The following is a 17,626-nucleotide window of genomic DNA, read 5'->3' as shown; positions in this document are numbered from 1 at the left end:
ACCTCAGTGGACGGGGTGCATGGTGCGCTTGAGCCAGGGGGCGGCGGCGACGACGGCCACACCGGCCACCACCGCGATAGCGCCATTGACACCGAAGTAGGCGGGGTTGGAGACCTCGCCGTACAGCTTCACGATCTGTGCCTGGATTCCGTTGGCGAGGGCCAGCGAGAGGAACCAGAGCGCCATGGTCTGGCTGGCGAACGCCTTGGGGGCGAGCTTGGTGGTGGCGGACATGCCGGAGGTCTCCAGCAGGATGTCGCCGAGTCCGAGCAGCAGGTACGAGCCGACGATCCACCAGGCGGCCATCTTGTAGCTGTCGTCGGCGTGCCCGGAGGTCGGCAGGACCATCAGCAGGAACGAGAGACCGCCGAGGATCACGCCCATCGCGATCTTGTTGGACGCGTGCGGCTGGCGCGGCCCCATCTTCGCCCAGACGGCCGCGACCACCGGGGCGAGCGCGACCTCGAACGCGCCGAGCGCCGAGGCGTACCAGCTGGCCGGGAAGTGGAAGCCGAAGATCTCCGTGCGGGCGTTGGTCGACGCCAGCAGCATCATCGTCGAGTACGCCTGGAAGAGGATGAAGTTGAAGACGACGGAGGCCAGGAACAGCACCACGTACGGGCGCAGCCTGCCGCGCTCCTCCGGGGTGACCTGCGGGCTGCGGAACATCACCACGAAGTAGACGACCGGTGCGATCACCGAGATGACCGTCAGTACGTCGACGAAGCGGTCCATGGTCAGCCAGCCCACCAGGGCCAGCACGGTGGCGAGCGCCGCGACCACGACGACGCCGAGGACGATCCGCCACACGACGGCGCGCTTGGCCTCCGGAGCCAGCGGGAACTCGGCGGAGTGCTTACGCCCGGCCAGGTGACGCCGGCCCAGTACGTACTGGATCAGGCCGAGCGTCATACCGAAGGCGGCGGCCGAGAAGCCCCAGTGCCAGCTCGCGTGGTCACCCAGCCAGCCGGTGATCAGCGGGCCGAGGAACGCGCCGATGTTGATGCCCATGTAGTAGAGGGCGAAGCCGGCGTCGCGGCGCTCGTCGTCGGTCCGGTAGAGCTTGCCGACCATGGTGGCCACGTTGGGCTTGAGCAGCCCGGTACCGGCGCTGATCAGGCCGAGCCCGACCCAGGTCATGGTCGCGGTCGGCACCGCCATGGCGTAGTGGCCGCAGGCGATGAGGATGCCGCCGTACAGGACGGCCCGGTAGGAGCCGAGGATGCGGTCGGCCAGCCAGCCGCCCGCGACGGAGACCAGGTAGACCAGGGTCCCGTACGCGGCCGAGACGGAGGCGGCGGTGCCGGGCTCCATGCCCAGGCCGCCGTTGGCGACCGTGTCGGCGAAGTACAGGACGAGGATGGCCTGCATGCCGAGGAACGAGAACCGCTCCCAGACCTCCAGGCCGGACAGGGTCATCAGACCCCGTGGCTGGCCGAAGAAGGCGTGGTCGTCGCCCGGCGGTGGCTGGGTCGGATCGGTGTCGTGAGCGGTGTGGGACAAAGGGACTACTCCTGATCGTATGAGCTGATCCCGAACATACCGGCGGTGGCGGGAAGGCGCCCACGGTGATCCAAAGGGGACCGGATACGCTGACTTGAGTGATGGCAGCGACACATCGACATTCCGTGTGATCGTCAGCAGACAGGAGATCCCCTCGTGACCGTCGTCGGGCCGTTCGGACTGAGCGTGCGGGACCAGGCTCTTGAGGCCGGTGTCCAGGCCGGTTTGGCTGCTGTCGAGTCGGGACTCCTCGATGCGACCAAGAGCGAGGTGCCCTTCATCACAGAGGCCGCGCAGCACCTGGTGCACGCGGGTGGCAAGCGGTTCCGGCCGCTGCTCGCGATGCTGTCGGCCCAGTTCGGTGACGCGGACGCCCCGGGCGTGGTGCCCGCCGCCGTGGTCGTCGAGCTGACGCACCTCGCGACGCTGTACCACGACGACGTGATGGACGAGGCCGACGTGCGCCGGGGCGTGGACAGCGCCAATTCCCGCTGGGGCAACTCGGTGGCCGTGCTGACCGGCGACTTCCTCTTCGCGCGCGCGTCGCACATCCTGGCCGACCTGGGCCCGGAGGCCGTGCGCATCCAGGCGGAGGCGTTCGAGCGCCTGGTCACCGGCCAGATCCTGGAGACCGCAGGTCCGCGCGACGGGCGTGACCCGATCGAGCACTACCTCGACGTGATGCGCGGCAAGACCGGTTCGCTGATCGCCGTGGCCTGCCGCTTCGGCGCGATGATGGCCGGTGCCGACGACGCGACGACCGACACGCTCACCCAGTACGGCGAACGGCTCGGCGTCGCCTTCCAGCTCGCCGACGACGTCCTGGACATCGCCTCCGACTCCCACGAGTCCGGCAAGACCCCCGGCACCGACCTCCTCGAAGGCATCCCGACGCTGCCCGTACTCCGTCTGAGGGCGCAGGCCGAGGCCGACGGGAAGCCGGACGACCTGGAGCTCGTCGCGCTGCTGGACGGCGACCTGACCGAGGACGGCCGGCTGGCCGAGGCGCTGCGCCGGCTGCGCGCCCACCCGGCGCTCGAACAGGCCCGCCGCGACACCGTCCGGTACGCCGAGGAGGCGCGGGCCACGCTCGCTCCGCTGCCCGGCTGTTACGCCAAGTCCGCCCTGGAAGAGATGTGCGACGCCGTGGTGCACCGCGCGGGCTGAGCCCGGTCTGCTCGCCACCCCCTACGGGTAGGCGGAGCTACGGCGCCCGGTGTCATACCGCAGAGGTATGGGGAGTTGCTCCCCCGGGCTGACGCTTCGGGCTCGCCGATTTGGTCAGATGGAGAACAACCACTCCTGACCAAAACGGGTGAGAATGGCGGCACGGAGTGGACGAGTGCATCCCGACGGAAGCCGCCGACCACGGAGGTAGGGCACACATGGCACCGAACGACAGCGCAGACACCAACGGCACGGCCCCGCACGGCACCGCGCGAGGCGTCGCGGGCCGTCGGAAGGCGGTGCGCTACATCGTCCCGGTAGCGGTGGCGGGCGTGGCGGCCGCGACGATCGGGCTGGTCCCGGCGCTCGCGAGCTCCGGCGACCCCGATCTGCCGGAGATCACCGCACAGGAACTCATCGAGAAGATCGCCGCCTCGGACACGGAGCAGCTGTCCGGCACGGTGAAGATCAGCACCGACCTCGGCATCCCGTCCCTGGGCGGCCTGGCCGGCTCCTTCGTGCCGGACGGCGCGGGGGACAAGGGCGGCGCGAGCGCCGACCCGCAGGCGAAGCTGACCGAGCTGGCGTCCGGTACGCACACCCTCCGGGTGGCCGCCGACGGCCCCGACAAGCAGCGGGTGTCCGTCCTGGACAACGCGTCCGAGTACAGCATCATCCACAACGGCGACCAGGTCTGGGCGTACGACAGCAAGTCGAACGCCGTCTACCACGCGAAGGAGAAGGCCGGGAAGCACACCGGGCGCGGCGAGCACCCGGCGCCCGACGGCGTACCGACCACGCCGAAGGCCTTCGCCGAACAGGCGCTCAAGGCGGCCGACGGCACCACGTCCGTGACGGTCGGGGGCACCGCGCAGGTCGCGGGCCGTGACGCCTACCGGCTGGTCCTCAAGCCCGAGCAGAGCGGCTCCACGATCGGTTCGATCACCGTCGCGGTGGACGCGAAGACCGGGGTACCGCTCAAGTTCACCCTCCAGCCCAGCAGCGGCGGCAAGGCGGCGATCGACGCGGGGTTCACCTCCGTCGACTTCGGCAAGCCCGCCGCGTCCTCGTTCTCCTTCACCCCGCCCAAGGGCGCCGAGGTCACCGAGGCGGACAGCGCCGGCAGCCGCGAGAAGGCGGCACAGGCTCACCAGGCCGATGGCGGCCTGGGGGCGCTCAAGGGCCTGAACGCCAAGGGTGAGGGCGTGACGGTCACCGGCAAGGGCTGGAGCGCGATCGCCGAGATCAAGACCCCCGGCGCGGCCGGCAAGCCCTCGAAGGCATCGGGCGACGTACCGGCCGAGGCGCAGCAGCTGCTCGACTCGGTGGGCGACAAGGTCACCGGCACGTTCGGCTCGGGCACGGTCTTCAAGACCCGCCTGGTCAACGCGCTGATGACCGATGACGGCCGGGTGTACGTCGGCGCGGTCACGAAGGACGCGCTGGTGAAGGCGGCGGACAACGCCGGCTGACATCCGGCGGCCCGCCTCCCGCAGAACGCATGACGCACGACGCATCCGCCCCGCCGTACGCTCCGTACGGCGGGGCGGACGCGATCCGCGACCGCTGTCCGCATCGCGAACCGTGGGGAGCAGGCATGACACCTGGGGAGCAGGGATGACACCTGGGGGCAGGGATGACACCGGGGAAGCAGACATGACAGGGGCCGCGGTGACACCCGGGCCCATGCCCGTGATCGAGACCCGGGGCCTGACCAAGCGGTACCGGGGCGGCCAGCTCGCCGTCGACGGGCTCGACCTCACCGTCCCCGGCGGCAGTGTCTTCGGCTTCCTCGGCCCCAACGGCTCCGGGAAGACCACCACCATCCGGATGCTGATGGGGCTGATCGACCCGACCTCCGGCACCGCGAGCGTCCTGGGCCGCCCCATGCCGGCTGCCGCCCGCACGGTGCTCCCGCACGTCGGGGCGCTGATCGAGGGGCCCGCCCTGTACGGCTTCCTGAGCGGCCGGGACAATCTGGTGCGCTACGACCGCGCCGACCCGACCGCCGACCCCCGCACCCGCGGTGCCCGCGTCGGCGACGCGCTGGAGCGGGTCGGGCTGGCCGCGGCGGGCGGCAAGAAGGCGCGGGCGTACTCGCTGGGCATGAAGCAGCGCCTCGGCCTGGCCGCCGCCCTGCTCCGGCCCCGGCGGCTGCTCGTGCTGGACGAGCCGACCAACGGCCTGGACCCGCAGGGCATGCGGGAGATCCGCACCCTGGTCCGGGAACTGGCCGCCGAGGGCACCACGGTCTTCCTCTCCTCCCACCTGCTGGACGAGATCGAGCAGGTCTGCACCCACGCGGCGGTCATGGCACGCGGCCGGCTGCTCACCCAGGGCCCGGTCACCGACCTCGCGGCGGGCACCCGGGGCCGGCTCGCCGTCACCACCCCGGACCCGGCCGACGCCGCCCGCGTACTGGAGGAACACGGGGTCACCGGTCTGGTCCTCGACGGCGACCGGGTACGCGGCGACGCGCCGCCGGGCTCCGTCGAACTGTCCGACCTGAACGCCGCCCTGGTGCGCTCCGGCGTCCGGGTGCGGTCCTTCGGCGTCGAACGGGCCTCCCTGGAGGACGCCTTCGTCGCGCTCACCGGAGAGGGATTCGATGTCGCAGGCTGAACAGGCACGCGAGGAGGCCGCCCCACTCCCGCGCAACCCGCTGTGGACGCTCGGCATCCTGCGCTCCGAACTCACCACCACGCTGCGCCGCTGGCGCACCCTGGCCCTGCTCGGGGTGCTGGCCGCCGTACCCGTACTGATCGGGATCGCGGTGCGGATCGAGACGTCGAACGGCTCACCGGCCGGTCCCGGCGAGAGCGGGGCAGGGCCCGCGTTCCTCTCCCAGGTGACCAACAACGGCCTCTTCCTGGTCTTCGCCTCCCTCGCCGCCACGCTCCCGGTCTTCCTCCCGATGGCGGTCGGCGTCATCGCGGGCGACTCCGTCGCGGGCGAGGCCAACGCGGGAACGCTGCGCTACCTGCTGGTCGCACCGGCCGGCCGGACCAGGCTGCTGCTCGCCAAATACGCCACCACGCTGGCCTTCTGCCTGCTCGCCACCCTGGTGGTGGCGGCGTCCGCGCTGGCCGTGGGCGCGCTGCTGTTCCCCGTCGGGGACGTCACGACGATCTCCGGCACCCGGATCGGTTTCGGCGAGGGCCTGTTGAGAGCGGCGGTCATCGCGGTGGCGGTCGCGGCATCACTGATCGGCTTCGCGGTGCTCGGACTGTTCGTCTCGACCCTCACCAACAGCGGCATCGCGGCCATGGCGGCGACGGTCGGGATCCTCATCACGGTGCAGATCCTGGACACCATTCCGCAGCTGCACGGGATCCACCCGTACCTCTTCCCGCACTACTGGCTGTCCTTCGCGGACCTGCTGCGCGCCCCGGTGTACTGGGACGACCTGGTGAAGAACTTGGAGCTGCAGGCGCTGTACGCGGCGGTGTTCGGCTCGGCGGCCTGGGCGCGTTTCACGGCGAAGGACATCACCGCCTGACCTCGGCCGGGACCCTCACCCGTACCGTCGGCCGGGCGAGCCGTCCCCCGATCGGCTCGTCGCGGCACGAACGGCACGAACGGTGCGAAGGACTGGAACGAGCCGACACGGTACGTTCCGTTTCCGCTTGAGTATTGTTCGACTTCTGACGACGGACTGTCAACAAGGATTGGCTCAAACAGCCCTATGCTCACCGAATGATCACATCGCCGAGGTCACTGCGCCGCAGCGAGAGCTCACGCAGGGCGACCCTGGAAGCAGCCCTCGACCTGTGTACGGAGAAGGGCTACGGCCGCGTCACCGTCGAGGCCATCGCTGCACGGGCGGGTGTCAGCAAGAAGACGATCTACCGCTGGTGGCCATCGAAGAGCGCGGTGCTTCTGGAGGCGTTCACGGAGGCCCTGGTCCAGTCCAACCCGCCCGTCGAGACCGATGACATCGCCGCAGACCTGCGCACCCATGTGAACGGCGCGGTCGCCGTGCTCTCCGTCCCGCCCTTCGGCCCCGCGTACGCCGGCATACTCTCCGAGGTCCACCACGACGACGAATTGGCCGAAATCGTACGCACCCAGCTGATCGAACCCCGTTTCGAAGAGGTGGTCAACCGGCTGCGCGCCGCGCAGGCGCAGGGCCAGATCCCGCCGGGCGCCGATCTGCGGCTGGCGGTGGAGATGCTGTACGGCCCGGTCTACTACCGCCACGTACTGCGCAAGCCGATGCAGGACCCGGATGCGGTGGCGTCCCTGGTCGACCACGTACTGCGGTCGCTGGGGGCGGGGGTGGGCTGAGGCGGGTCAGCCGAAGACCCGCTCCAGGACCACCGCGACCCCGTCGTCCTGATGGGACAGGGTCACCTCGTCCGCCTCGGCCCGCAGGAGCGGGTGGGCGTTGGCCATCGCCACCCCGTATCCGCAACTGCGGAACATCGGCAGGTCGTTCGGCATGTCGCCGAAGGCGATCGCGGTGGCCGGGTCCAGTCCGAGGTGTTCGGCGGCGAGCGCGATTCCGGCGCCCTTGTCGATGCCGTACGGCTGGAGCTCGACCGTGCCCGGCCCGGACAGGGTGACGGTCGCCAGATCTCCGACGGCGGCGTGCGCGGCGGCCGCCAGTTCGTCGTCGTCGAGCTCCGGGTGGCGGATCAGCACCTTGATGACGGGGGCGGCCCACAACTCGTCGCGGTGGGAGGCGCGCTGGGAGGCCAGCGCCGGGTGCGGCATGAGGTAGCCCGGCTCGATCAGGGTCCGGCCGTCGGCGCCGTCCTGGTCCACCGCGGCGAACACCTGCCCCACCTGGGCCTCTATCTTGCCGAGCGCGGCGGCGGCCGCCTCCCGGTCCAGGACGACCGCGCGGATCATGCGCCCGGCCCCGGCGTCGTACACCTGAGTGCCCTGCCCGCAGACGGCGAGCCCCCGGTACCCCAGCGCGGCGAACAACTCCCTTACGGCGGGCACCGGTCGGCCGGTGGCCACGAGGTGGCGGGCCCCGGCTGCGGCGGCGAGGCCGAGCGCGGCGCGGGTGCGGGGGCTCACGGTGTCGTCGTGGCGCAGCAGGGTGCCGTCCAGGTCCGTGGCGACGAGGGCGTATGCGGGCGGGAGAGGCATGGGGCGAGCGTATGCGGTCCGCGTCCGGGGTCCGGCGCGCTGGCCGGCGTCCGGCAGTGCTGCCCCGGGGAAGGGTGCCGAGGGTTCATCGAACCATCAGGACCACCTTTCCCCGGTTGGCCCGGTCCTCGATCGTCGCGTGTGCGCGTGCCGCGTCCTCCAGCGCGAACTCCGCGTGCACGGCGGGCCGCAGGGCGCCCTCGCCGAAGAGCCTCCACAGGTCCTCGATCCAGGCCGCGTACCGCCTCGGCCGGTTCCTGGCGACCATCGCCACCTGGAACCCGATGGCCGATCTGCCTCCCACGAGGAGGTCGTACGCCTCGATGGTGCCGCCGCCCGAGCTGTACGCGACCAGCCGGCCGCCCGGGGCGAGCGCCTTGACCGCGGGTGTGAGCAGCGCGCCGCCGACCGCGTCCAGCACGATGTCGACGGGCTCTCCCCAGCTTTCCTGCCCGTACGTCACCACGGCATCGGCGCCCAGCGAGCGCACGAAGCCGGCCTTGGCCGGATCGCCCACCGCGGCGACGACACGGGACGCGCCCCGCAACCGGGCCAGCTGCAGGGCGAGATGGCCGACCCCGCTGGCCGCGGCGGTGACCAGGACCGACTCGCCCCGTTCCGGCCGTGCGGCCTCCAGGGCGCCCAGCGCCACGACGCCGCTGCGGACCAGCGCCACGGCGTCCCTGGCGGTGGCGTCCGCCGGGATCCGCGAGGCCATCGCGGCCCGCAGTAGCGCGTACTGCGCGTACCCGTGACCGAAGCACAGCCCGGTGACCCGGTCGCCCGGCGCGTACCCGTGCACCCCCTTGCCGGCCCGGACCACCTCGCCGGCCACCTCGCCGCCGAGCGGAACGGGCCGCCCGCTCTCGCGCACCTTGCGCACGACGGGCAGCGTGATGCCCACCGCCTCGGCCCTGACCAGCAGTTTACCCTCGCCGGGCTCAGGTACGGGGACCTCCTCGTGGAACAGCACCTCGGGTCCGCCGCTGTGTTCGTACCGGACGCGTCGCATGAGCGATGTCCTCCTGACGCCCGCGAATCCATTGGTAGTCCCAACGGTATCGAGTAGATCGTTGGGAAGTCCAACGGTATTTCGATAGGCTGATCCGCATGGCAGACAACCCGCCGGCGCCCAGCCGCATCCGCACCCTCCCGAGCTGGCTCCTGGGCCGGGCGGCGGCCCGGGGGCGCGGGCTGGTCGCGGAGGCGCTCGCGCGGCACGACATGCGGATGTGGCATCACGTGGTCCTCGCTGCTGTCGCGGACCTCGCACCGGTGGCCCAGGCCGAGCTCGGCCGGACGGTCTCGCTCGACCCGAAGGATGTGGTCGTCATCCTCAACGACCTCCAGGCGGCGGGCCTCGTCGTCCGCGCCCCCGACCCCGCCGACCGCCGCAAGAACGCGGTGAGCCTCACCGCCGACGGGGCGCGGCGACTGGAGGAGTGCTCGAAGGCGGGGGAGCGGGCCAACGACGAGCTGCTGGCCCCGCTCTCGGCGGCCGAGCGGGACCAGTTCCTCGACATGCTCCGCAGGGTCAGCGGGGTGGGGTGATCCCCCGTCGGCCGCGAACCCGCACGGTGCGCTGATCCTGCGCGACATGCTCGGCTTCACCGCGTCCGAGACGGCGACGGGGCGGGCACCGGCAGCCGGTGCCCGCCCCGTCGCCGCACTCCGCCGGCTGCGGGTCGATACGGCAGTTTGAAGACAGGCCCTAAAGGTTGTTGCACAACGGCGATCACGCCCGGATTCGGCCATCTCGGGCATGATCAACTGCCCGTTTGTGCACCGTTTTCCACCGGCCTGGGCGGCGACCGCATGCTGGCCCTGGAGATCGTTCGGGCCTTGTGCAACAACCTTTAGCGCGTGACGACCGAGCCGTCGTAGACGTTGTCCGGCGTGACGATCCCGGTGATCGCGCGGGCCAGGACGGTGGACGGCTCCTGGCCGTTCCGCTGGCTGTCCGTGTTGATCATGATGACCAGGGTGGCCTTCTGCGAGGGCAGGTAGACGGTCACGGTCTCGTACCCCGGGATCGATCCGTTGTGCCCGATCCATCCGTTGGTCTCGAAGATCCCGAGGCCGTAACGCGTACCGGGAAAGCCCGTCGGCAGCGTCCTGAGCCGCTGTGCCTGGGTGCCGGGGCTGAGCAGGGTGCCGGTGGCGACGGTCTTCGCCCAGCGGCGCAGGTCGTGCAGGTCCGAGATCATCGCCCCGGCCGCCCAGGCCCAGCTGGGATTCCAGTCCGTGGCGTCCGCGGTGTCGCCGCTGAGCGTCTGGTCGGTGTAGCCGTGCGGGTGCGGCTCGGGGAACTCGGCCCCCCTCGGGAACAGCGTGCGGTGCAGGTGGGCCGGGCGCAGCACCCGCTGGTGGATGAAGTCGGCGAGCTTGTGACCGCTGACCCTCTCGATCACCAGGCCGAGCAGGACGAGGTTGGTGTTGGAGTACTGGAACTGCTTGCCCGGCGCGGAGGTGTTCGCGTGCCTGAAGCCGTACGCGAGTGACTGGCGCGGGCTGAAGTAGCGCTGCGGGTCGCTCAGCAGGGCCTGGATGAAGCCGGGGTCGGACGTGTACGGGAACAGGCCGCTGCGCATCTCCGCGAGGTGGCGCAGGGTGATCCGGCGGCCGTTAGGCACGCCGCGGACGTAGCGGGAGATGGGGTCGTCCAGCCCGATCCGGTGCTCGTCGACGAGCTTGAGCAGGGCGGTGACGGTGAAGGTCTTGGTCTCGCTGCCGATCCGGACGAAGGAGTCGGCGGCCATCGGCCGGCCGGTGGCGGTGTCGGCCACGCCGGTCGCGCGGACGTAGCTGCCCCTGCCCGGCATCCACAGCCCGACGACCACGCCGGGGATGCCCGCCTGCTCGCGGACGTCCGCGATGGTGCTGTCCAGCCGTGCGGTGAGCGCGGATCCGAGGCCGTGCGGCGGCCAGTCGGCCCTGTGGTGCGCGGCGGTGCCCGCGGCCTGGACGGCGGGCGCGGGGAACGCCGCCGTCGAGGCCAGCGCGGACGCCACGAGCAGCGCTGCGGCGAGCAGACGGCGGGAGGGGGTACGACGCATGCGGGGGCACCTCTTCGTGAGGGGGGTGGACGGCATGAACATCACCACCCGGGCCCGCGCCTCAGGCGTCCTTTCCCGTCCGGGCGCCGAGGAGTCCACTCATTTGGCGCCCGAACGGTCCGTCCTACGCTGTCGCGTCCCGTTTCGCGCCGTCACGTCCCCGTGCTCATGCGGCGTCGCGGTCCAGTGCGATCACCTCGACCTCGATCTGCCAGTCCGGTTGGGCCAGCGAGACGACCTCGATGAGCGTGTCGGCCGGGTAGGGCTCGGCCAGGAACTCGCCGCGCAGCGTGATCACGTGGGGGAGGTTCGCCGCCATGTCCCGGACGAAGATGCCGACCTTGACCACGTCCGCGAAGGTCAGCCCGGCCGCCTCCAGTACCCGTGCGACGTTCCCGAACGCCTGCCGTCCCTGCGCCAGGAACCCGCCCTCGACGGTCGTCCCGTCCTCCTCGAAACCCGCCTGCCCGGACACGTACACGAAGTTGCCGGCCCGGACGGCCTGCGATATCCGGTACGGCTCGTACCAGTCGGGGGTGGTGGCGATCTTCTGGATGCGCGCCGCGCCGGCCGCGTTCTCGTTGCTGGACATCTCTCTCCCCTGTCTCGGCGGTCCGGGTACCGGACCCGGAACAGCCGCGTGACGAAACGTTCCGTAACGTTACGGGAAGCCAGGTCATCCCGGAGGTCTTTTCGAAACGAAACGTAACGTCACGTGAGCGGTAGGGTGAGGCGCATGACCCCCGACCCGAACCGCGAACGGCGCAGCGAGCGAGCCCGGCGGGCGATCCTCGACGCGGCGTTCGACCTGGTGAGCCGCAAGGGCTTCGCGAAGGTGACCATCGAGGCCATCGCGGCCCAGGCCGGGGTGGGCAAGCCGACGATCTACCGGTGGTGGCGCTCCAAGGGCGCGGTGGTGCTGGAGGCCATGAACGAGGAGCTCGGCGACGACTTCGCGTTCCCCGATACCGGCGACATCGCCGCCGACCTCGGGGCCCAGATCACCGCGGTGAGCCGGCGGCTGATCACCGGCAGGATCAGTGAGTCCTTCAGAGGTGTTCTGGGTGAGGCCCAGAACGACCCCGAGCTGATGAAGGCGTTCCGCGAGACGGTCCTGGAGCCCAGCATCGCGGAGTGCCGGGCCCGGCTGGACTCCGCCGTCGCCGCCGGGCAGCTCCGCTCCGACGTGCCCACCGACGTGATGGTCGACCTCTTCTACGCGCCGATCCACTACCGGCACTTCCTGGGCTTCGGCGACGAAGCGGTCAGGCACAGCGCCGATCTCGTCCAGGACGTCCTGCTCGGCCTGCGTCCCCGGCCGGACGCGGAGTGAACGGCCGCTGCCCGGACGTTCGTTGAGGAAACCGTTGCCCGGGGGCGGCTGCCGCTGCCCCGAGCCGCGCCCCGCTGCCCCGGGCCCGTCTACTGCAGGCAGAACTCGTTCTCCTCCGGGTCGGCCATTACGGTCCACGTCCCGCCCGGCTCCGCGACCTCGCGCAGCACCTTCGCGCCCAGCCCCTCCAGCCGGGCCGCCTCGGCGTCGCGGCGGTCCGGTCCGGCGTGCACGTCCAGGTGGAGGCGGTTCTTCACCGACTTGGGCTCGGGGACGCGCTGGAACAGCAGGCGGCGCCCGAGGCCGGTACCGCTCTCCGGCTCGTGCGGGTCGTCCGGGTGCCGGGCCGCCGCCAGGTCGAGCCAGGCCTTCCGGCCGTGCGCGGTCGTCGTGACCGCCTCCGGGACGGCTCCGAGGCCCAGGAGGCGTTCCACCAGGGGGCTGTTGTCCTCGATCTCGTAGCCGAGGGCGGCGGCCCAGAAAGCGGCCTGGGCGTGCGGGTCTGCGGAGTCGATGACGATCTTCCAGTCAAGGGGCATGGCTGCATTCTGGTCCGGACGGACCCCGCTCCGGCGGTTGAACCGGGGTCGGGCGTGGCGGATTCGTCAGGCGGGCCGGACCGACGTCAGCCGGGCGAAGGCCACCACGTTGGACTGATAGCCCCCCTCGTCGCGGTCGTAGGCTCCGCCGCAGGTGAGCAGGCGGAGTTGGGCGTCCTTCGTCGGACCGTAGACACGGTCGCTGGGGAAGTCGCGCTTCTCGAACTCCCGGACCGCGTAGATCCGGAAGGTCGCGATCCGCCGGTCCGCGCGGCGGACCTCCACGGTGGCGCCGGGCAGCAGCGCGTCGAGCCCGGCGAAGGCGGCCGGCCCGGTCGCGGTGTCGACGTGGGCCACCACGATCGCGTTGCCCGGGGAGCCCGGTGTCACCCCGTCCCGGTACCAGCCGGCCAGATTGCGGTCCGCCGGGTCGGGCACGCCGAGCTTGCCCCGGCTGTCCAGGGCCAGGTCCACCAGGGGCGCGCTGACCCGGAGTCCGGGGATGTCGATGCGGACGGGGCGGGCGGCGGGGAGCGCGGCCGGCAGGGGCGCCGCCGCCGTGGCCGGGGGGCCGGAGCGGGACGCGGTCCCGCCGCCGGGCTCCGCGAGGGGGGAGCCCAGCAGCAGGACGAACGCCGCCGCGGCGGCCGGGATCAGCCCGGCCGCCAGGGTGTGGCGCGGGAACGGTGCTCGGGGCAGCCGTTCCCGCACGGTGCGGGAGCTCAACCGCGTCGGCGCCGTGCCGCGCGGAGCGCGCCGGCCGAGGCGGCGACCGCTGCCAGCAGCCCGGCCGCGCCGATCGCCATACCGGGACCGGAGAGGCCGTCGGCGCCGGAGCCGGTCAGGGCGGTGGACCCGTCACCCGCGTCGACCGGGCCGCTGGGCAGGGGTGCGCCGCCGTGGCCGCCGCCCCAGTGGCCGTTTCCGTGACCGTTGCCGTGGCCGCCGCCGGGCGGATGGGGCTTGGGGTGGTGGGGGCGGGTGGGGGACGGCGAGGGGCTGGGCCGTGTGCCGGCGGAGGTGATCCGGCTGTGGTCCGTGGCCGTCACGCCCGTGCGCACCGGCCCGTCGGTGCCGTCGACGGTGACCGTCAGTTCGGTCGTCACGTCGAGCCGCCCGGCCGGCGCGTCCTCGGCGGCTGCCAGTGTGAAGGCGGCTCCGGCCCTCCCGCCCGGCTCCAGCGTGGCGCCGGCCCGCAGGTTGGTGCGCAGTTCGCCGGTGAGCGAGCCGTCCGGTTCCCGGGTCAGCGGGACCGCCGAGCCCTCGGACACGACGGTCAGCTGCTCAGGCGTCAGCCCGGCCGGGCCCTTGAGCGTCAGGCGCGTGCCGATGCCCTGGTATTCGGGGCCGTCCGCCGGGTCGGTGTAGGAGGCGTCGGCCGGGCGGGGGCCGTCGCCCGCCTTGATCCGCTCCGGGACGGTGAGCGCCGCCGACGCCCGGCCGGTGACGGCGAAGTCCCAGGTGGTGCCCTTGGCCGTGATGTTGTCGACGTAGGTGTTCAGCGTGCCGTTCGCGTCCCCGAGCCGGCCGATGTTGGCGATCACCCCGTACGCCCCCTCGCACGCGGTGACGAAGTGCGACAGCGGGGCGTCCCCGCCCGCCGGGATGCCCGCGACGGCCCGCGAGGTCCGCATCACGGAGTCGCCGGTGAGCCGGTACTTCTGCCAGGCGTCCGGCTTCAGGGCGGCGCCCTGCACGTCCGTGTTGGCGCCGGGTTCGAACGACAGGGTGGTGAAGCCCCCGCAGGACGCCGGGAGCTGGAGGTTGGCGCCGATGTCGGTGACGCTGGAGCCCTCGGACGCCGTGTACGCCCAGTACGACAGGCCCGCGTCCAGCAGCGGCCGCATCGGTTCCGGCGTCCACGTCGTGTTGAAGTAGTGCGCGACCTGGGCCTGTTGCCCGGCCGCGATGGCGAGGCGCAGGCTGCCGTTCAGATGGACCGGGTCGGGCTTGGGGGAGACCTGGTGGACCCCAGGGTCCCGGTCGGGGGTCGTTTCCTGGAGGCGGAGCCAGGGGCCGCCGGGGCCGAGCCCGTCCTGGTGGACGGTCCGCACGGTGTCGTCCGCGACTGCGGTGGGAGCGATTCCGCAGGCGAGGACGGACACGGCGGACAGGGCGGCGGTGGCGGTCGCGGTGCGCAGGAGCGTGCGGGAGGTCCCGGACGGGCGCAGGGGTCGGGTCATAAGATGTGAGGAAAATATAAGCAGCGGGTCGGCAGGGGGACGAGCCCCTGTGACTCGCTCAAGCTCGCTCCAATGCCGCACCCTTCAGGTACGCGGCCACGGCCCGGTGGCCCCCGCCCGGCGCGATGAGCCCCACGTGGTTGTCCGGGCGGATCAGTACGAGGACGTCCTCGTCCGGCCCGATGCCGTACGCCGAGCGGGCGTGGCCCCGGTGGTCGGCCAGCCCCCCGGCGTCGCCCGCGTCCACTCCGTGGGCCCGCAGTTCACCGGCGTGCGCGGCGGCCGCCCCGCGCAGGGCCGGGGCCGTTCCCGTACCGAAGCCGAGCAGGGTGAAGTGCGGTCCGGCGAAGGCCTCGAACAGCCGGCGGGGCGCCCCGGTGGCCGCGTCGGCGCAGGGTGCGTCCGGTGCGCGGTCGCCCGCGCGCAGCCGGGCGGTGGCGCCGGCGGGCGCCAGGGAGCTCCAGCGGTAGCCGTCACCCAGGCCGTAGGTCTGCGGGGTGACCGCCGAGTCCAGGCCGCCGCCCGGCTCCTTGATCGCCTCCAGCGTGGCCCGCAGCCGCTCCGACGTGATGTCCAGGGTCCGGGCCGCGATCGGCAGCCGCTCCTCCTGGTACGTGTCGAGCAGCTCCGGCGCCGCCCGCCCGGTGGCGGTCCTGGCGAGCTTCCAGCCCAGGTTGTACGCGTCCTGGATGCCGGTGTTCATGCCCAGGCCGCCCGCGATGGCGTGCACGTGCGCGGCGTCTCCGGCCAGGAACACCCGGCCCACCCGGTAGCGGTCCGCCAGGCGCTCGTTGACCCGGTAGGCGGAGAGCAGGGTGGCCCGGGAGAGCCGGTCGCCGGGCAGCCGGGTGTGCTTGGCGAAGAGCCGCTGGAAGCTCTCCAGCGACGGGGGCACGTGGCGGCCCTCGACGTCCGTCTCGGGGGCGGCCTGGAACCACCAGCCCGACCGGGTGCCGGGGATCGGGCAGAGCATCACACCGCCGTCCTCGTCGAACCACTGGTGCCAGACGCCGCGCTCGGGCCCCTCCGCCTCGACGTCGCCGCAGACCATCGCCTGCGACTCGTCCGTGCTGCCCTCGAACGGGACGCCGAGCAGCTTGCGCACCGCGCTGTGGCCGCCGTCGCAGCCGACCGCGTACCGGGCCCCGATCTCCCCGCCGCCCGCCAGGGAGGCCGTCACACAGTCGTCGTCCTGGGCCAGCCCCACGAGTTCGGCGCCGAGCTCGACCCGTACGCCGTACTCCGCGAGCCGGGCGCGCAGGATCTCCTCCAGCCGCCACTGGGCGATCAGCCAGGGCCGGTCGTAGGGGGCGTCCGGTGCCGGGCGCGCCGCCGCGAACGGATCGGTCTGCGCGATCACCTCTCCGGAGCGGTACTTGCGCATGGGCAGTGGCGCCGACCCGGCGGACAGCACCCGCTCGACGACGCCGAGGTCCTCCAGGACCTCCAGTGAACGCGGGTTGGGGCCCTTGGCCCGGGAACTGCGCGGAAAATGAGGGGACTTGTCGATGATCCGCACCCCGATGCCCCGCCGGGCCAGGTCGACGGCCAGGGTCAGACCGGTCGGCCCGGCTCCCACGATCAGCACGGTGGTGGTCTGGGTCTCGGGCATGCCTGCTCCTCGGTTGCCGGGTCCGTCGGGATCCATAGAAACGTAACCGAGTTAAAAAAGCAACCGAGTCATTGTTTATGTGTGACGCGTGGTGTGTGGTGCGGCTCAGGGGGTCGGGGTCGTCATCGCGGAGGAGGAGGCGGAACCGTCTGCGGTGGGCTCGGCGTGTTTCGCGGCCGCCTGCCGCGCGGCCAGCGCCTGCATCCGCGTGCGCCGCGACGTCCGCAACGCGTCCCAGGTCAGCAGTGTGAGCGCCAGCCAGACCAGGCCGAAACCGGCCCATCGCTCGGGCGGCATCGCCTCGTGGAAGTACACGATGCCCAGGATGAACTGGAAGACCGGCGCCAGATACTGCAGCAGGCCGAGCGTCGAGAGGGGCACGCGGATCGCCGCCGCCCCGAACAGGATCAGCGGCACCGCGGTCACTACCCCCGTCGAGGCGAGCAGCGCGGCGTGACCGGCGCCCCCGGAGGTGAACGTCGACTCGCCCCGCGCGCCCAGCCACAGCAGATAGCCGAGCGCGGGCACGAACACCACCGCGGTCTCGGCCGCGAGCGACTCCAGGCCGCCCATGTTCACCTTCTTCTTCATCAGGCCGTACGTCGCGAAGGAGAACGCCAGCACCAGTGAGATCCACGGCGGCTGCCCGTAGCCGATCGCCAGGACGAGCACCGACGCCACGCCCGTGCCGACCGCCACCCACTGCACGGGGCGCAGCCGCTCGCCCAGGAGCAGCACGCCCATCGCAATGGTGACCAGCGGGTTGATGAAGTAGCCGAGCGAGGCCTCGACGACGTGCCCGTGGTTCACGGACCAGATGTACAGGCCCCAGTTGATGCTGATCACGACCGCGGCGACCGTTATCAGCGCCAGCTTCCGGGGCTGCCGCAGCAGCTCCCCGATCCAGGCCCAGCGGCGCAGCACGAGGAGTGCGATGCCGACGACGCCGAGGGACCAGACCATCCGGTGGGCGAGGATCTCGACCGCACCGGACGGCTTCAGCAGCGGCCAGAACAGCGGGACGATGCCCCACAGCCCGTAGGCGGCGAATCCGGCCAGCAGTCCGGCCCGCTGTTCGTTTGTCCCCTTCACGGGCCCTCCCGGCAGATGTGCGTCGACGCTTCGTCAGCCAG

General features: G+C 72.1%; 17 protein-coding genes. 7 read left to right on the top strand and 10 right to left on the bottom strand.

The features are described 5' to 3' along the window. Positions 1–3: 3 nt before the first annotated feature. On the bottom strand, positions 4–1,503 hold the full coding sequence (locus tag EDD93_RS06505; protein WP_123524243.1) for a peptide MFS transporter: 1,500 nt from the start codon (positions 1,501–1,503) through the stop codon (positions 4–6). A gap of 156 nt (positions 1,504–1,659) precedes the next feature. On the opposite strand from EDD93_RS06505, the gene EDD93_RS06500 reads away from it, so the two are divergent. From EDD93_RS06500 to EDD93_RS06480, 5 genes are all read left to right on the top strand, one after another. Beyond that, on the top strand, positions 1,660–2,670 hold the full coding sequence (locus EDD93_RS06500) for a polyprenyl synthetase family protein (RefSeq protein WP_123524242.1): 1,011 nt from the start codon (positions 1,660–1,662) through the stop codon (positions 2,668–2,670). Between the two features lie 218 nt (positions 2,671–2,888). Continuing rightward, positions 2,889–4,142 carry an outer membrane lipoprotein carrier protein LolA gene (locus EDD93_RS06495; protein WP_123524241.1) on the top strand — a complete coding sequence of 418 codons (1,254 nt, stop codon included), beginning with the start codon at positions 2,889–2,891 and terminating at the stop codon, positions 4,140–4,142. A gap of 184 nt (positions 4,143–4,326) precedes the next feature. Next, a complete protein-coding gene (locus EDD93_RS06490) occupies positions 4,327–5,292 on the top strand; it encodes an ABC transporter ATP-binding protein (protein ID WP_123524240.1) in 966 nt (321 codons plus the stop codon). Further along, entirely contained in the window at positions 5,279–6,169 is an 891-nt protein-coding gene (locus tag EDD93_RS06485; protein ID WP_123524239.1) for an ABC transporter permease, read from the top strand. Before EDD93_RS06490 ends, EDD93_RS06485 begins: the two co-directional genes overlap by 14 nt. A gap of 197 nt (positions 6,170–6,366) precedes the next feature. Beyond that, on the top strand, positions 6,367–6,957 hold the full coding sequence (locus EDD93_RS06480) for a TetR/AcrR family transcriptional regulator (RefSeq protein ID WP_123524238.1): 591 nt from the start codon (positions 6,367–6,369) through the stop codon (positions 6,955–6,957). A 6-nt stretch (positions 6,958–6,963) separates the two neighbouring features. Here the strand turns inward: EDD93_RS06480 and EDD93_RS06475 are convergent, their stop codons facing one another. Together EDD93_RS06475 and EDD93_RS06470 are read right to left on the bottom strand one after the other, a co-directional pair. Beyond that, a complete protein-coding gene (locus EDD93_RS06475; protein WP_123524237.1) occupies positions 6,964–7,770 on the bottom strand; it encodes an HAD family hydrolase in 807 nt (268 codons plus the stop codon). Between the two features lie 85 nt (positions 7,771–7,855). Then, a complete protein-coding gene (locus tag EDD93_RS06470) occupies positions 7,856–8,782 on the bottom strand; it encodes a zinc-binding dehydrogenase (protein WP_123524236.1) in 927 nt (308 codons plus the stop codon). Positions 8,783–8,880: 98 nt separating this feature from the next. On the opposite strand from EDD93_RS06470, the gene EDD93_RS06465 reads away from it, so the two are divergent. After that, entirely contained in the window at positions 8,881–9,321 is a 441-nt protein-coding gene (locus tag EDD93_RS06465) for a MarR family winged helix-turn-helix transcriptional regulator (RefSeq protein ID WP_123524235.1), read from the top strand. Between the two features lie 305 nt (positions 9,322–9,626). Here EDD93_RS06465 and EDD93_RS06460 read toward each other — a convergent pair whose 3' ends face one another. Together EDD93_RS06460 and EDD93_RS06455 are read right to left on the bottom strand one after the other, a co-directional pair. Then, entirely contained in the window at positions 9,627–10,826 is a 1,200-nt protein-coding gene (locus EDD93_RS06460) for a serine hydrolase (protein ID WP_123527614.1), read from the bottom strand. A 166-nt stretch (positions 10,827–10,992) separates the two neighbouring features. Then, positions 10,993–11,418, bottom strand: a complete 426-nt coding sequence (locus EDD93_RS06455; protein ID WP_123524234.1) for a RidA family protein — start codon at positions 11,416–11,418, stop codon at positions 10,993–10,995. Between the two features lie 144 nt (positions 11,419–11,562). On the opposite strand from EDD93_RS06455, the gene EDD93_RS06450 reads away from it, so the two are divergent. Continuing rightward, positions 11,563–12,159 (top strand): TetR/AcrR family transcriptional regulator, encoded by a 597-nt coding sequence (locus EDD93_RS06450; protein ID WP_123524233.1) that lies wholly within the window; start codon positions 11,563–11,565, stop codon positions 12,157–12,159. A gap of 89 nt (positions 12,160–12,248) precedes the next feature. Here the strand turns inward: EDD93_RS06450 and EDD93_RS06445 are convergent, their stop codons facing one another. The 5 genes from EDD93_RS06445 to rarD form a co-directional block, all read right to left on the bottom strand. After that, positions 12,249–12,698, bottom strand: a complete 450-nt coding sequence (locus EDD93_RS06445; protein WP_123524232.1) for a VOC family protein — start codon at positions 12,696–12,698, stop codon at positions 12,249–12,251. Between the two features lie 66 nt (positions 12,699–12,764). Continuing rightward, complete coding sequence (locus EDD93_RS06440; RefSeq protein ID WP_260255637.1) at positions 12,765–13,424, bottom strand: class F sortase; 660 nt, start codon at positions 13,422–13,424, stop codon at positions 12,765–12,767. Then, entirely contained in the window at positions 13,421–14,881 is a 1,461-nt protein-coding gene (locus EDD93_RS06435; protein WP_123524231.1) for a hypothetical protein, read from the bottom strand. The genes EDD93_RS06440 and EDD93_RS06435 overlap by 4 nt, the downstream gene beginning before the upstream one ends. Positions 14,882–14,939: 58 nt before the next feature. Continuing rightward, positions 14,940–16,493, bottom strand: coding sequence for an FAD-dependent monooxygenase (locus EDD93_RS06430; RefSeq protein ID WP_123524230.1), 1,554 nt, complete (start codon positions 16,491–16,493; stop codon positions 14,940–14,942). Positions 16,494–16,598: 105 nt separating this feature from the next. Next, the gene (gene rarD, locus EDD93_RS06425) at positions 16,599–17,585 is read right to left on the bottom strand and encodes an EamA family transporter RarD (RefSeq protein WP_123524229.1); all 987 of its coding nucleotides are present in this window, start codon (positions 17,583–17,585) and stop codon (positions 16,599–16,601) included. Positions 17,586–17,626 lie beyond the last annotated feature (41 nt).

The organism is Streptomyces sp. 840.1, from assembly GCF_003751445.1.
Taxonomy (GTDB): Bacteria; Actinomycetota; Actinomycetes; order Streptomycetales; family Streptomycetaceae; genus Streptomyces.
The sequence above is the reverse complement of the archived record's forward strand: the minus strand, read 5'-3'. Positions and strand labels throughout refer to the sequence as shown.